General features: G+C 70.7%; 9 protein-coding genes. All 9 read right to left on the minus strand.

The features are described 5' to 3' along the window. Positions 1 to 12: 12 nt before the first annotated feature. On the minus strand, positions 13 to 1,269 hold the full coding sequence (locus ABZW18_RS06795; protein WP_356183074.1) for a DNA polymerase III subunit delta': 1,257 nt from the start codon (positions 1,267 to 1,269) through the stop codon (positions 13 to 15). Between the two features lie 604 nt (positions 1,270 to 1,873). Continuing rightward, positions 1,874 to 5,113 (minus strand): dTMP kinase, encoded by a 3,240-nt coding sequence (tmk, locus tag ABZW18_RS06800; protein ID WP_356183077.1) that lies wholly within the window; start codon positions 5,111 to 5,113, stop codon positions 1,874 to 1,876. Positions 5,114 to 5,336: 223 nt separating this feature from the next. Continuing rightward, positions 5,337 to 8,255, minus strand: a complete 2,919-nt coding sequence (gene topA, locus ABZW18_RS06805) for a type I DNA topoisomerase (RefSeq protein WP_356183079.1) — start codon at positions 8,253 to 8,255, stop codon at positions 5,337 to 5,339. Between the two features lie 226 nt (positions 8,256 to 8,481). Further along, the gene (locus tag ABZW18_RS06810; protein WP_356183082.1) at positions 8,482 to 8,679 is read right to left on the minus strand and encodes a hypothetical protein; all 198 of its coding nucleotides are present in this window, start codon (positions 8,677 to 8,679) and stop codon (positions 8,482 to 8,484) included. 207 nt (positions 8,680 to 8,886) lie between these two features. Continuing rightward, positions 8,887 to 10,488 carry a class I SAM-dependent methyltransferase gene (locus tag ABZW18_RS06815; RefSeq protein WP_356183085.1) on the minus strand — a complete coding sequence of 534 codons (1,602 nt, stop codon included), beginning with the start codon at positions 10,486 to 10,488 and terminating at the stop codon, positions 8,887 to 8,889. Positions 10,489 to 10,572: 84 nt separating this feature from the next. Next, complete coding sequence (locus tag ABZW18_RS06820; protein WP_356183087.1) at positions 10,573 to 11,133, minus strand: small secreted protein; 561 nt, start codon at positions 11,131 to 11,133, stop codon at positions 10,573 to 10,575. A 124-nt stretch (positions 11,134 to 11,257) separates the two neighbouring features. Then, entirely contained in the window at positions 11,258 to 13,663 is a 2,406-nt protein-coding gene (locus ABZW18_RS06825) for a sodium-translocating pyrophosphatase (RefSeq protein ID WP_356183090.1), read from the minus strand. Between the two features lie 767 nt (positions 13,664 to 14,430). Then, a complete protein-coding gene (locus tag ABZW18_RS06830) occupies positions 14,431 to 14,880 on the minus strand; it encodes an ATP-binding protein (protein WP_356183092.1) in 450 nt (149 codons plus the stop codon). A gap of 86 nt (positions 14,881 to 14,966) precedes the next feature. Further along, on the minus strand, positions 14,967 to 15,308 hold the full coding sequence (gene bldG / locus ABZW18_RS06835) for an anti-sigma factor antagonist BldG (RefSeq protein ID WP_014178436.1): 342 nt from the start codon (positions 15,306 to 15,308) through the stop codon (positions 14,967 to 14,969). Positions 15,309 to 15,353: the final 45 nt, after the last annotated feature.

Genomic DNA, 15,353 nt, shown 5'->3' on the forward strand with positions numbered 1-15,353 from the left:
ATCCGCCCCGGCTCACCCTGCTCGCAGGGCCATCGTCATCGCCTCGACCGCCAGCAGCGGCGCGACATTGCGGTCCAGTGCGTCACGGCAGGCGAGCACCGCCTCCATGCGGCGGAGACTGCTCTCCGCGGTGGAACCCTCCGCGACCCGCCGCAGCGCGTCCTGCACCTCGGTGTTGGCGATCGCCACCGAAGAGCCGATCTGCAGGGCCAGCACGTCCCGGTAGAAGCCCGTGAGATCGGTGAGCGCCAGGTCGAGGCTGTCGCGCTGGGTGCGGGTCGCGCGCCTCTTCTGCCGGTCCGCGAGCTCCTTCATCGCGCCGGCGGTACCGCGGGGCATTCTCCCGCCGGTGCCGGCCGCGGCGCCGAGGGCGGCGCGCAGCTCCTCGGTCTCCTTCGCGTCGACCTCCTCGGCCACCTGCTTGGCGTCCTCGGCCGCCGCGTCCACCAGCTCCTGCGCCGCCTTCAGACAGCCACCGACGTCATCGATCCGGAGCGGCAGCTTCAGCACGGTGGTCCGGCGGGCCCGCGCGCGTTCGTCGGTGGCGAGGCGCCGGGCGCGCCCGATGTGCCCCTGAGTCGCCCGGGCCGACGACGCCGCCAGCGCGGGCTCGATGCCGTCGCGGCGCATCAGCAGGTCCGCTACGGCGTCGACAGGCGGCGTGCGGAGGGTGAGGAGGCGGCAGCGCGAACGGATCGTCGGGAGCACATCCTCGATCGACGGCGCGCACAGCAGCCATACGGTACGGGGCGCCGGCTCCTCGACCGCCTTGAGCAGCACGTTGCCCGCGCCCTCGGTGAGGCGGTCGGCATCCTCCAGGACGATCACCTGCCAGCGGCCGTTGGCGGGCGACATCTGGGCACGGCGGACCAGCTCGCGGGTGTCCTTCACACCGATGGAGAGGAGGTCGGTACGGATCACGTCCACGTCCGCGTGCGTGCCCACGAGGGCGGTGTGGCAGCCGTCGCAGAACCCGCAGCCGGGTGCCCCGCCGAGGGCCCGGTCGGGGCTGACGCACTGCAGTGCGGCGGCGAAGGCGCGGGCGGCTGTGGATCGTCCGGAGCCGGGCGGCCCGGTGAACAGCCAGGCGTGCGTCATCGTCGAGGACGAGGTCTCCACGGCACCGGGCTCGCCCATAGGAGTGGCGGCGGGCCGGGGGGCGCTTCTGTCCGCGGCCGCGGCGGTGACGATCGCGTCGGCATCACGCGCGGCAGCCGCGAGCTGCTCCGTCACCCTCCCCTGCCCGACGAGGTCGTCCCAAACCGCCATGTCTCTCCTGCCGCCACCTTGCCGTGCACGCTGTGCCGTACACCCTGCGGCTCACCATTGTGGTCCACCGGACCGACATCCGGAGCAGGACGCCCACACCGGCGCAGCGTCGGCCGGTGGGCGAGTGGGCGTGCCCGCACCAACGGCCGGGCGTGAGGGCAGTGCTCGCGCCCGTTGCACGGCCAAGGCGGGGGCGCAGCAGAGGTGCAGGAATCCTCGGCGCAGCCCCCAGCCGGCTCCGGGGAACTCGCGCCTGCGACTCCCGCCCGGCGGACCCGGACCCGGACCTGTCCGGGCGACCTGCGCATAGTCGCAGCCTCCGCCTGACTCCGTTTGGACCAGAGCCCCGGCGGAGCCAGGAGGCTGCTCCAGCCAACGCACCCCAGCCTTCGGCCGGTACGGCACCGCCGCATTGCCGACCCGTCCGGCTGCGCCCCGGTACGAGCACGACTCTCCGCCGCCGGTGCGTGCCCTGCGCCACGGTCAGCCGGGCATGACGGTGGGACATCCGTGCGTGGTGTGGAGCCTAGACACCTCCACCACACCGGAGGTCTTCGCCATGATCAAGACCCACGGCCGTTAACAACGGTCATGGGCAATACACCTAGCGCCGCCCCCCGGCGCCTCGGCCCCCGCCGCGGCCGTTGTCGTCATCGTCGCGCGGGCCGAGGAGTTCGTCGGCCAGGGTGGGGAGGTCGTCCAAGGGCGTCTCCTCCGCCCATTCCGGCCGACGGCGGGAGCGGGGCTGTGAGCTCTCGGCGCCCTGGCCGCCGACCTGCGGCATCTCACGCGTGCGCTCGGTCTCCCCCTGCCGCGGGGCCTCCGGCTCGCGGTCCCCCGCCCGGAACATCCAGGGCGGCACCCGGTCCGCCGGGTCCGCGGACGCGCCCGTGCGCGGCGGCCGGGCCTGGCCAGGGCCGGGCTCGTCCGGCCGTACGGGCGGCAGAACCGCCGTCTCGTCCGCGGGCCCGGACACCGGCGGCTGCGGCAGAACGGCCGTCTCCTCGGCGTCGGGGGTGCCCTCGGGACGTACCGGCGGCAGAACCGCCGTCTCGTCCTCACCCCTGCGCGGGTCCACCCGCGGCGTCGGGACCGTCTGTGTCACCTCGGATTCGCTGGTGGAGCCGGGGGTGGAACCAGAGTCCGAGCCGGATCCTGAGGCGTCGTCAGGGTGGCGGTCCTTCCCCACAGTCGGCGTCTCCACCGTCACGGCGTCGTCCGTCGGCGCTGCCGCCCTGCGCGCCCGCTCCGCCAGCAGCAGCGCCTCCTCCGCCTTGCGCTGTTTCTCCAGACGGCGCTCCTCGGCCTCGGCCCGCAGCCGGGCCTCCTCCTCGGCCCGGCGCCGCAGCCGCTCCTGCTCAGCGGCGCGCGCCCGCTCCTCCGCCTCGCGCCGTACGCGCTCCTCCTCGGCCAGCCGCCGGGCTTCCTCCGCACGGTGCCGGGCTTCCTCGGCCTGGCGCTCGGCCTCGAGTCGCCGTGCCTCTTCCAGCTCCCACCGCTTGCGCTCCTCCTCCTCGGCGCGCAGCTTCGCGAGCTGTTCCTGGCGCTCGCGCTCCAGCCGCTCCTCCTCGGCCTTCCGCGCGGCCTCCTCCGCCTCACGGCGTTTGCGCTCCTCCTCGGCGGCCTTGCGGGCCTCCTCCCGCGCCTTGATCTCCGCGTCCGACAGCGGCAGCACCTGGTCGAGCCGGTGCCGTACGACCGTCGTGACGGCCTCCGGCTCCTGCCCGGCGTCGACCACCAGGTAGCGCGCCGGGTCGGCGGCGGCGAGGGTGAGGAATCCGGCACGCACGCGCGCGTGGAACTCGGGGGGCTCGGACTCCAGCCGGTCGGGGGCCTCGGTGAACCGTTCCCTCGCGGTCTCCGGCAGGACGTCCAGCAGGACGGTGAGGTGCGGCACGAGCCCGTCCGTGGCCCACCGGGAGATCCGGGCGATCTCGGTCGGTGACAGATCGCGGCCCGCGCCCTGGTAGGCGACGGAGGAGTCGATGTAGCGGTCGGTGATGACCACGGCGCCCCGCGCGAGGGCGGGCCGTACGACCGAGTCGACGTGTTCGGCGCGGTCGGCCGCGTACAGCAGTGCCTCCGCCCGGTGCGAGATCCCGGTGCTGGACACATCCAGCAGGATCGAGCGCAGCCGCTTGCCGATGGCGGTCGCCCCCGGCTCGCGTGTCACGACGACCTCGTGGCCCTTGCCGCGGATCCACTCCGCGAGCGCCTCGACCTGGGTGGACTTCCCGGCTCCGTCGCCGCCCTCCAGGGCGATGAAGAAGCCGGTCGGGGCGGGGGCCTGGTCGGGCTCCCCGCCGCGCAGCGCGTCCCGCAGATCCCGGCGCAGCGGCACTCCCGACCGGTCGTCGGTCTTGCCGAGCACCAGCGCCGCGACGGGCAGCAGCAGCGCGCCGACGAGCATCAGCGTGAAGGCGGCACCGCCGTGCGCGAAGACGAACGAGCCGTCCGCGATCCGGTGCGGGCCGATCGCGGCCGCGAGCAGCGCCGCGGCGACCGCGCCCAGCGCCACGAAGACGCGGACGACGGCGTACAGATGATCGGTCGTACGGGCCCGCCGGTGCTCCTCGGACTCCTGGTCGATCAGCGTGTGCCCGGTGTTGGCGGCGATCCCGGCCGATGTGCCCGCGAGCAGCACCAGCAGCAGCACGGTCGTCGGGTCGGGGACCAGGCCCGCGGCGAGCAGGCCGAGGCCGGTGACGGCGGTGGCGAGCGCGAGCAGCCGGCGCCGGGACAGCGCGGGCAGCACCCGCGGAGCGAGCCGGATTCCGGCGACCGTACCGCCGGTCAGCGCGAGAACGAGCAGGGAGAAACCGACCGGCCCGCCCCCGAGGTCGCCGGCGTGCAGCGCGGCGACCGCGACGGACGCCGAGACCGCCCCGGCGACGGCGGCACAGGTGAGAACGAGCAGCGGGATCGCGCCCGTACGGCCCTTCTCGGCAGCCGCGCCGGCCTTCGGACGGCGCAGACCCTCCAGCGGGGAGCGTGCGCGCGGTGTCTGCGTGCCGGGCAGTTCGACGAAGTAGAGGACCGATACGGAGGCGGCGAACAGCCCGGCAGCGACATAGGAGCCGAGGGCGACCTGGTGCAGATGGAACCACTCGATGCCGACACCGAGCAGATTCCCGATCAGCGTGATGAGGACGAGCGATGCCGCGGCGATGGGCAGGGCCACGAAGCTCGTACGGAGGGAGAGCCTGCGCAGCGCGTCGATGTGGTCGGGCAGCGGCCGTACGGCGGCACCCTCGGCGGGCGGGGCGGGGAGCAGCGCCGGGGCGGCGCTCTCCTTGGCGACCGTCCAGAAGCGCTCGGCGACTCCCGCGACGAAGACGGTGATCAGAAGTACGGCGAGGGCGTTCTCGGGGGTCCAGTCGATCCAGAGCGGGGCGATGACCAGAAGCGCGAGCCGTACCCCGTCCGCGCCGATCATGGTCCAGCGGCGGTCCAGCGGCCCGCCCTGCCGTTGCCCGCTACTGCCTGCCTTCGAAGGCGCTCCGCGCCCCTTCGCCCCCGGTGCGGTGAGCGAGGAGAGCGGGCCCAGGAGGACCGCCCCGAAGAGAAGGGTTGCGACCAGCCGTGCTCCGAACACCGCGGCAACCGCGAGGGCTGCACCGCGATAGCCGCCACCCAAGGAGTCCTCGGCCACTGCCGCTTGGAGCGACAGCAGGAGGAGGACCAGCAGGGCGAGTGCGTCACCGATACCGCTGACGAGCTGGGCGCTCCACAGCCGCCGGAGCGGGGGGAAGCGCAGCAGGGCTCGTACGGCGCGCTCGCGTGAATCTGCGGCAAGGGCGTCGGATGTGGGGGTCACGACCGTTGGCTGCTCGGCTCGCGTCATCCGGCCAGCCTATCCGGACTGTCTGAATCCCTGTTGGCCTGTCCGAACAAGTGCCCGCCCGTCGCGAACGATCAGTGCGCGCGGGTTGCCCCCAGAGGGACGGGGCTGTCGCCTCCCACCCTGCCGTGAAGCCCCAACGAACCGCACCTGACCTGCTCGAACGCCCACTCAGCAAGGGAGCAATGACTCGACGCCCGGCGACCCAGGGCCGCCGGGCACGATGTCAGGCCGAGTCCTCCGCCTCCGGCACGGTCTTCGTGGCAGTCTTCTTCGCCGTCGTCTTCGCCGCGCTCGTCGTCTTCTTGGACGTCGTCTTCTTGGACGTCGTCTTCTTGGACGTGGTCTTCTTGGCCGCCGTCTTCTTCGCGGGGGCCGCCTTCTTGGCCGCGGTCTTCTTGGCCGTGGTGACCTTCTTCGCCGGGGCCTTCTTGGCGGCCTTCTTCGTGGTCTTCTTCGCCGGACCCTTGGCGCGCTTCTCGGCCAGCAGTTCGTATCCGCGCTCCGGCGTGATCGTCTCGACCTCGTCGTCGCGGCGCAGCGTCGCGTTGGTCTCGCCGTCCGTGACGTACGGGCCGAAGCGGCCGTCCTTGACGACGACCGGACGCTCGCTGACCGGGTCGGTGCCCAGCTCCTTCAGCGGCGGCTTGGCCGCGGCCCGCCCGCGCTGCTTCGGCTGCGCGTAGATCGCCAGGGCCTCGTCCACCGTGATCGTGAAGAGCTGTTCCTCACTCTCCAGCGACCGGGAGTCCGTGCCCTTCTTCAGATACGGACCGTAGCGGCCGTTCTGTGCAGTGATCTCCACGCCTTCGGCATCGGTCCCGACGACGCGCGGCAGCGACATCAGCTTGAGCGCGTCCTCCAGCGTCACCATGTCCAGGGACATCGACTTCAGGAGCGAGGCGGTCCGCGGCTTGATCGCGTTCTTCCCCGTCTTCGGGGTGTCCTCGGGCAGGATCTCGGTGACGTACGGACCGTAGCGGCCGTCCTTGGCCACGATGGCCCGGCCGGTGTCCGGGTCACTGCCCAGCACGCGCTCACCGCTCGGCTTGGCCAGCAGCTCCTTGGCCAGCTCGACGGTCAGCTCGTCCGGCGGCATGTCGTCGGGCACGTCGGCGCGCTGGCCGGTCTCGCCCTCGACCTCGGAGGCCTTCTCGACGTACGGGCCGTACCGGCCGACGCGCAGCACGATGCCCTCGCCGATGGGGAACGAGGACACCTCGCGGGCGTCGATCGCGCCCAGGTCGGTGACCAGCTCCTTCAGACCGCCGAGGTGGTCGCCGTCGCCGTTGCCGGCCTCGGCGGCCGCGCCGGCGGCGGACTCCTCCGAACCGAAGTAGAAGCGCCGCAGCCACGGCACGGCCTGGGCCTCGCCGCGCGCGATGCGGTCGAGGTCGTCCTCCATCCTCGCCGTGAAGTCGTAGTCGACGAGCCGGCCGAAGTGCTTCTCCAGCAGGCCGACGACGGCGAAGGAGAGGAAGGACGGCACGAGTGCCGTGCCCTTCTTGAAGACATAGCCGCGGTCGAGAATGGTGCCGATGATCGACGCGTAGGTCGACGGGCGGCCGATCTCGCGCTCCTCCAGCTCCTTGACCAGCGAGGCCTCGGTGTAGCGGGCCGGAGGCTTGGTGGCGTGACCGTCCGCGGTGATGTTGTCGGCGGTGAGCGGGTCGCCCTCGCCGACCTGCGGCAGGCGGCGCTCACGGTCGTCGAGCTCGGCGTTCGGGTCGTCCGCGCCCTCGACGTACGCCTTCATGAAGCCGTGGAAGGTGATGATCTTGCCGGACGCGGAGAACTCGGCGTCCCGGCCGTCGCTCGCCCGGCCGCCGACCTTCACGGTCACGGAGTTGCCGACCGCGTCCTTCATCTGGGAGGCGACGGTCCGCTTCCAGATCAGCTCGTAGAGACGGAACTGGTCGCCGGTCAGACCGGTCTCGGCCGGAGTGCGGAAGCGGTCGCCGGAGGGCCGGATCGCCTCGTGGGCCTCCTGCGCGTTCTTGACCTTGCCCGCGTAGATCCGGGGCTTGTCCGGCAGGTAGTCCGACCCGTACAGCTGCGTGACCTGCGCTCGGGCCGCCGCCACTGCCGTGTCCGACAGGGTGGTCGAGTCCGTACGCATGTACGTGATGAAGCCGTTCTCGTACAGCTTCTGGGCCACCTGCATCGTCGACTTCGCACCGAAGCCCAGCTTGCGCGACGCCTCCTGCTGGAGGGTGGTCGTACGGAAGGGGGCGTACGGCGAGCGACGGTACGGCTTGGACTCGACGGACCGTACGGAGAACGAGGTCTCCTGCAGCGCAGCCGCCAGCGCACCGGCGGCGGCCTCGTCCAGATGCAGAACCGTGGCGCCGTCCTTGAGCTGCCCGGTCGAGCCGAAGTCCCGGCCCTGTGCGATACGCCGGCCGTCGACGGTGGTCAGGCGGGCGTTGAAGGTGCCGGGATCGCTGGCGTCGCCCGCGCGGCCCGTGGCGAAGGTCCCGGTCAGGTCCCAGTACTCGGCGGAGCGGAAGGCGATGCGCTCGCGCTCCCGCTCGACGACGAGCCGGGTGGCCACCGACTGCACACGGCCCGCGGACAGCCGCGGCATGACCTTCTTCCAGAGAACCGGCGAGACCTCGTAGCCGTAGAGGCGGTCGAGGATACGGCGGGTCTCCTGGGCGTCGACCAGGAGCTGGTTGAGCTCGCGGGGGTTGGAGACGGCCTCGTCGATCGCCTCCTTGGTGATCTCGTGAAAGACCATCCGGCGGACCGGGACCTTGGGCTTGAGGACTTCCTGGAGGTGCCAGGCGATGGCCTCGCCCTCCCGGTCCTCATCAGTGGCGAGGTAGAGCTCGTCGGATTCCGCCAGCAGTTCCTTCAACTTGCTGACCTGGCTCTTCTTGTCAGCGTTGACGACGTAGATCGGCTGGAAGTCCTCGTCGACGTTGACGCCCAGGCGGGCCCAGGGCTCGCCCTTGTACTTCGCGGGGACCTCGGCCGCGCCATTGGGCAGGTCGCGGATGTGCCCGACGCTGGCCTCGACGACATAGCCCGGGCCGAGATAGCCCTTGATCGTCTTCGCCTTGGCAGGCGACTCGACGATGACGAGTCGGCGGCCGCGCTGTGCCCTCTCGTTGGCTGCGGCGGTCTCGCTGGTCGGGGACAACTTCGCTCTTCTCTCCGGTCGACGCCAGGTGGTATCGGCAGTGCGGTGACGCTGCGGAGTGTGACCGTACCTCCCGGCCCCGTGTCAAACGGGAAAAGCCAGCAACGCCACTCGAACGGTAACCCGACAAGCGTCCTGTCTGCCGCCCGGACCGACCGCCGACCTAGGAGCACCGTATGCGGGGAGTACGAACAGGAGCCCGCCGCGAGGCCCCGGAAGCGCGCAATCAGGCCAGGCCGAGGCACCAGATGCCGAGGCCGAGGGAGGCGACGGCGAAGAGGATCGCGAGGAGCACGGATGCGACGGGGCTCACGTCGTATGCCACCGGCGCGCGGAGTTTCACGCGCGCCCCCGTCCACAGCAGCAATGCCGCCCCGAACAGGATGAACACCGTCCCGGCGAAGATCGCGGGTCCGCTCTCCATTGCTGAATTACCCCCTTGTGCGTCCAACGTGGCGGAGGTTCGCACGCACGCACGGCGGATGCACCAATGCTGGGTGAACGTGGGTGAACAACGGTGATCGAGATCCGTCTCCTGCCCCATAACCGGCCACGAGCCTCCGAGCTCTCCCGGCCCTTCCGACGTTCCGGCCCCGCCCTCTCCGGTCTCCCGGTCTCCGGCCTCCCGCCGTCAGGCCTGCCGGCCCTGAGCCTCCTGGCCCCAGGCCTCCCGGTCCTCCGGAACCGGCTCCAGGAAGCCCTGCTGCACCAGGAGCCGGATCGACTCGGGCGTACGGTCGCGCAGCAGCACCGGGTCCTCACCGATGAGCTGAGCGATCGCGTCCAGGATGCGGCCCGCGCTCAGCGTCCCGTCGCACACGCCCGCGAAGCCCGCGCCGACCGTGTCCACCTTGGTCGCGCGCCGCATGCCGCGGTTCTGACGGAGCACCACGTGCTCGGGGTCCTCGGCGCCGGGAAGCCCGACCTGCTCCTGCACGACCTCGTCGGCCAGCCGGAAGCGGGCCGCCAGCAGCGCCGCGTCGTCGGTCTCGTGCAGATAGTCCTGCCGGTCGAAGTGCGCCCGCACGGATTCGCCGAGCGGCTGCTCGACCGGGTGCGGCCACTCCTCGGCGATCACGGACGGCCGGTCGGCGCCGGACTTGCGCAGCGTGATCCAGCCGAAGCCGACAGCCTTGGTCCCGCGGGCCTCGAACTCCTCCAGCCAGGCGTCGTACCGGGCCTCGTACTCGCCCGGATCCGCGCGATGGTCTCCGGCATCGCGCAGCCACAGCTCGACGTACTGCGTGATGTCCTGGACCTCGCGCTGCACGATCCACGCGTCGCAGCCGCCCGGCACCCAGGACGACACCTGCTCACGCCAGTCCTCGCCCTCGACGTGCTGCCAGTTGGCGAGCAGTTGGAGGTAACCGCCGTCGGCGAGGTGGCCGGCGGACTGCCGGACGAGCGTGCGGCACAGATCGTCACCGCCCATCCCGCCGTCGCGATACGTGAGCCGGGCGCCGGGGGAGATGACGAACGGCGGATTGGACACGATCAGGTCGTACCTCTCGTCGTCCTTGACCGGCTCGAAGAGCGAGCCCTCGCGGAGATCCGGCTGCGGCGCTCCGGAGAGCGCGAGGGTGAGCCGGGCGAAGCCCAGGGCGCGGGGATTGAGATCGGTGGCCGTGACCCGGGTGGCGTACTGGGAGGCGTGCAGCGCCTGGATGCCGGAGCCGGTGCCGAGGTCCAGGGCTCGCTCGACGGGCGTACGGATCGTGATGCCGGCCAGCGTCGTGGAGGCCCCACCGACGCCCAGGACCAGCTGCGAGCGGTCCACGCCCGTCACACCGGTCACATCCGTCACGCCCGCACCGATACCGCCAGCGCCGCCGACCGCACATCCCAGGTCGGAGACGATCCACCAGTCCTGGCCCTCCGGCCCGCCGTACGGGCGTACGTCCACACTCGCCCGCACCTCCTCCTCCCCGTCGCCGATGCCCCGGTGCCGCACCAGCCAGCCGTCGGCCACACAGTCCTCGACCGGCAGCACCGCCCGCACCCGCTCGTAGGGCACGGGCGCCTGCAGCAGGAACAGCCGGACGAGCGTCTCGAGCGGCGTGCCTCCCCGGGTCGCGCGCAGCGCGGGGACGGTCTCGCTGCGCGCGAGAGCGGCATAGGCCGGCGCGCCGAGCAGATCGAGCAGCCCGTCGGCCGTGAAGGCGGCTGCGCGCAGCGCGTCGCGCAGCCGGGAGGTGCGGTCGGCGTCGGGCGTGGGGAGAGTGTGGATACTCACCGGACCATTGTCAGGGATACCGGGGCTGCCGGGGCCGTGGGGACCGCCGGGAATGCTGGGACCGTGGGGCCGTTCGGGGCACCGTCAGGTCGCGGAGGGCGAAGTCGTGGGCCGCTTGCAGCCGGCCTGCTTGCTCATCGCTGTGCCGATCTCGCCGGACTGGAGCTTCTTGATCGCGTCGTCACCGACCTTGTTCACCGCGTCGAGTTCGTCGGCCACGCCCTTGAGGCCGTCGGCGAACTTCCCCTGGTCCTTGGTGTCCAGCTTGTCGACGGCCTTCTTCAGGTCCGCGTACGCCTTGGACGTGGCGTCGAGTTCCTTGACCGCGTCCGTCTGGATCTTCTCGCCGTTGTCGACCGGCGGGGTGCCGGCCTTCTCCACCGAGTCGGACATGGCGGCGTAGGCGTCCGAGATCTGCTGGAAGGCGGCGGAGTCGGCCTTCTTGATGTCCGCGGGCTTGCCGTCCGCCGCGGTGGAGGTGATCGACTGGTTCGCGTCAGTGATCTTCTTCAGCTGAGGCTGGACCTGGTCGCAGACCTTCCTGGCGTAACTGTCGACCTCGTCGCTGCCGTCGTCGCCGCAGCCGGACAGCGCCAGTCCCAGTGCCGCACTGCCGCACAGTGCGGCCATTAGCTTCTTGTTCACCGGATCGGTCCCTTCCATGACTCTCGGCCCCGGAACATACACGGCCGGGCGGACAGCGCGCCCAAGGCGCACCGCCCGCCCGCCCGCTGACCGGCCGTGAAGCCGCCCGGGAACCGCTACTTTCTCAGGAGACCACCGCCGGGTCGGCGGCAGGGTCGCCGGCCTTCGCGGACCGCTCAGCGGTGCCCTCGTCACCTACGGCGATTCCGCGCCGCTTCGAGACGTAGACCGCGCCCACGATGACCCCGATGGCGAGCACCGCGACGGTCACCCGTACTCCCACGCTGGAGTTGTCGCCGTAGGAGAACTTCACCACCGCGGGTGCGATCAGCAGGGCCACCAGGTTCATCACCTTGAGCAGCGGGTTGATGGCCGGACCCGCGGTGTCCTTGAACGGGTCGCCCACCGTGTCACCGATGACGGTCGCGGCGTGCGCCTCGCTGCCCTTGCCACCGTGGTGACCATCCTCCACCAGCTTCTTGGCATTGTCCCAGGCGCCGCCCGAGTTGGCGAGGAAGACTGCCATCAGGGTGCCGGTGCCGATCGCGCCCGCGAGGTAGGAGCCGAGGGCACCGACACCGAGGGTGAAGCCGACAGCGATGGGGGCGAGGACCGCGAGCAGGCCCGGAGTGGCGAGTTCGCGCAGCGCGTCCTTGGTGCAGATGTCGACGACGCGGCCGTACTCCGGCTTCTCCGTGTAGTCCATGATCCCGGGGTGCTCGCGGAACTGACGCCGAACCTCGTAGACCACCGAACCCGCCGACCGCGACACCGCATTGATCGCCAGCCCCGAGAAGAGGAAGACGACCGAGGCACCGAGAATCAGCCCGACGAGGTTGTTGGGCTGCGAGATGTCCAGGCTCAGGCCCATCTCTCCCGCCTCAGCGTTCACCTCCGCGACGGCCGTGGCGATCGCGTCGCGGTACGAGCCGAAGAGCGCGGCCGCGGCGAGGACGGCCGTGGCAATGGCAATGCCCTTGGTGATCGCCTTGGTGGTGTTGCCGACGGCGTCGAGGTCGGTGAGCACCTGGGCGCCCGCGCCCTTGACGTCGCCGGACATCTCGGCGATGCCCTGTGCGTTGTCCGAGACCGGCCCGAAGGTGTCCATGGCCACGATGACGCCGACGGTGGTCAGCAGACCCGTGCCGGCCAGGGCGACCGCGAACAGCGCCAGCATGATCGAGGTCCCGCCGAGCAGGAACGCGCCGTAGACGCTGAGCCCGATCAGCACCGCCGAGTAGACGGCCGACTCCAGTCCGAGCGAGATGCCGGACAGCACGACGGTCGCGGCACCGGTCAGCGAGGTCTTGCCGATGTCCCGTACGGGACGCCGGGTCGTCTCGGTGAAGTAGCCGGTGAGCTGCTGGATCAGTGCGGCGAGCACGATGCCGATGGCGACGGCGACGAGCGCGAAGACCCGGGGGTCGCCCTCGTGCCCGGCGATGGCGGAGTCGGTGACGCCTTCCAGGTCCGCGTACGAGGACGGGAGGTAGGCGTAGACGGCGGCAGCCACCAGTACCAGTGAGAAGACCGCGGAGATGAAGAATCCGCGGTTGATGGCGGTCATGCCGCTCCGGTCGGAGCGCCGGGGTGCGACCGCGAAGATGCCGATCATCGCGGTGAGCACGCCGATCGCCGGGACGAGCAGCGGGAAGGCCAGGCCGGAGTCGCCGAAGGCGACCTTGCCGAGGATCAGCGCCGCGACGAGCGTGACGGCATACGACTCGAAGAGGTCGGCCGCCATACCGGCGCAGTCGCCGACGTTGTCACCCACGTTGTCCGCGATGGTCGCGGCATTGCGCGGGTCGTCCTCGGGGATGCCCTTCTCGACCTTGCCGACCAGGTCGGCGCCGACGTCCGCGGCCTTGGTGAAGATGCCGCCGCCGACACGCATGAACATCGCGATCAGCGCCGCGCCGAGGCCGAAGCCCTCCAGCACCTTGGGCGCGTCGGCCGCGTAGACCAGCACCACGCAGGAGGCGCCCAGCAGGCCCAGCCCCACGGTGAACATGCCGACGACGCCGCCCGTACGGAAGGCGATCTTCATCGCCTTGTGCGAGACCTCGGTGAGGTCCTTGGCCGGCTCCCCCTCGGCGGGGGTCGCCTCGCGAGCTGCGGCGGCGACACGCACGTTGCTGCGCACCGCGAGCCACATTCCGATATATCCGGTGGCCGCCGAGAAGAGAGCACCGATCAGAAAGAACGCCGAACGGCCTGCACGCTGCGTCCAGTTGTCCGCCGGAAGCAGCATGAGCAGGAAGAACACCACGACGGCGAATACGCCGAGGGTGCGCAGCTGCCGGGCGAGGTAGGCATTGGCGCCTTCCTGCACGGCGGCAGCGATCTTCTTCATACTGTCGGTGCCCTCGCCCGCGGCGAGTACCTGGCGTACCAGCACCACTGCGACGACCAGCGCCGCGATCGCGACGGCGGCGATGACCAGCACGAGCAAGCGATTGTCACTGGTCAGTACGGCTGCCGCTAGTGATGAGGGGTGGTCCTGCTGTAGAGGGGTAAAGGGCCCCGCCATTCGTCCTCCTTGACGTTTGGCACATGGGCGCGCAGCAGTCCTTGCGAGTCCTCATGACAAGAACAGCCGCCACGCTCAGGCGTCCTGAGCTCGAGATGTGGACGGATTGTAGGGAGCTGAGCTAGATCAAAACAGTGCGCCTGGAGGAGAATTCGCCTGGACCAGCGAAGATCAAAAAGGATCCCGTCCGGAATTCGCCCGGACGAAGGAAGGCGTTCAATTCGCTGACTCCACAGAAATGATCTTTTGGTGATCATTGGAAGTGATCCATCCGGTGATCTTATAAACGATCACAGAGCCTGAGAGTGGCCTGCTCAGCGACAGCGCAGAGGGGGCCGAGGCAGCAGGGAGGTAGCGCCCCCGGAGGGGGCCGGGGCAGCAGGTCCGGGGGTGGTCGCAGGGGGGCGCGGCGGCAGGTGTTGAGGGCGCGGGCACGGACTGCGGCGGCATCGGACAGCAGGGCCTCCGCAAGATCTTCACCGTGGACGCCGACGGCTCCACCGCGGATCCCCCCGCATCCGGACTCTCGGCATCCGCTGCCGTTCGCCCTGGCCTCCGGCAGGGAGGCTCGAACGGGGAGAGCTGTTCTCACACACCAGGGCGTCACACCGGCGGGGACGTCGCACCGGGGGGCATCTCGAGATGGTCAGCAACGTACGGGAGGCCGCGCTGACGACGGCTACTGCCAGGCCGCCACACCGTGGCGGACAGAGCGCAATGTCGGGCCCTCGACGATCCGGCGGACAGGCCCTACGGAAGTACCGGGTCTACGGCAGTACGGGGTCCGGGGTAGTCGGCCAACTCATACGGATGCGGCCACCGGACTCGCCTGCACTCACCTCGACGTCGTCGACGAGCCCGCTGATGACCGCGAGGCCCATCTCGTCCTCGTCCTCGGCGCCTGATTCCTCGGCGCCGCCGCTCTCCTCGGCCCCGGGGGAGCCGGGCGACGAGCCGGAGACGGCATGGGGAGCCTCGTCACCGACCTCGATGGAGAACTTCTTCTCGTCCTCGATGAGCATGACCTTGACGGGAGCGAGCACGTCGTTGCTCTGGTGGAGGCTCACAGCACGCGTGCAGGCCTCGCCCACGGCCAGCCTCACCTCGTCCAGCACGGCCTCGTCGACTCCGGCCCGGCGCGCCACCGCAGCCGCCACCAAACGGGCGGTCCGAACGTGCTCGGGCAGGGCACTGAACAACAGCTCGACGGTGGCCATGCCATCCCCTCGGTCGTACGGGCGTACATCTCAGGGGGGCCGGGCCTACGGCCCGGTACCCCCCAGTCGCTTCCGCAGCGGAGCTGTCAGTCGGTTGCGGCGACAGCGTCGTCGACCGAGGTGTGAATCGGGAACACCTTGGTCAGACCCGTAATACGGAAGATCTTGAGAATGCGCTCCTGGTTGCAGACCAGGCGCAGCGAGCCCTCATGGGCACGCACCCGCTTCAGTCCACCGACCAGCACGCCGAGCCCGGTGGAGTCGAGGAAGTCGACGCCCTCCATGTCAACGACGAGGTGATAGTTACCGTCGTTGACAAGCTCGACCAGCTGCTCACGCAGCTTGGGCGCGGTGTATACATCAATCTCGCCACCGACCTCGACGACCGTACGGTCGCCTACGGTCCGGGTCGACAGGGACAGGTCCACGGATCCTCCAGCACCTTGCATCGAGCGGTCGCCCCCCATGGATCG

Source organism: Streptomyces sp. NPDC004647 (assembly GCF_040609575.1).
Lineage (GTDB): Bacteria > Actinomycetota > Actinomycetes > Streptomycetales > Streptomycetaceae > Streptomyces.

Bases quoted from the DNA above. Each gene is read 5' to 3' on its own strand.
- tmk (WP_356183077.1), bottom strand. From the start codon at position 5,113: ATGACGCGAGCCGAGCAGCCAACGGTCGTGACCCCCACATCCGACGCC.
- ABZW18_RS06825 (WP_356183090.1), bottom strand. From the start codon at position 13,663: ATGGCGGGGCCCTTTACCCCTCTACAGCAGGACCACCCCTCATCACTA.
- ABZW18_RS06830 (WP_356183092.1), bottom strand. From the start codon at position 14,880: ATGGCCACCGTCGAGCTGTTGTTCAGTGCCCTGCCCGAGCACGTTCGG.
- ABZW18_RS06810 (WP_356183082.1), bottom strand. From the start codon at position 8,679: ATGGAGAGCGGACCCGCGATCTTCGCCGGGACGGTGTTCATCCTGTTC.
- ABZW18_RS06795 (WP_356183074.1), bottom strand. From the start codon at position 1,269: ATGGCGGTTTGGGACGACCTCGTCGGGCAGGGGAGGGTGACGGAGCAG.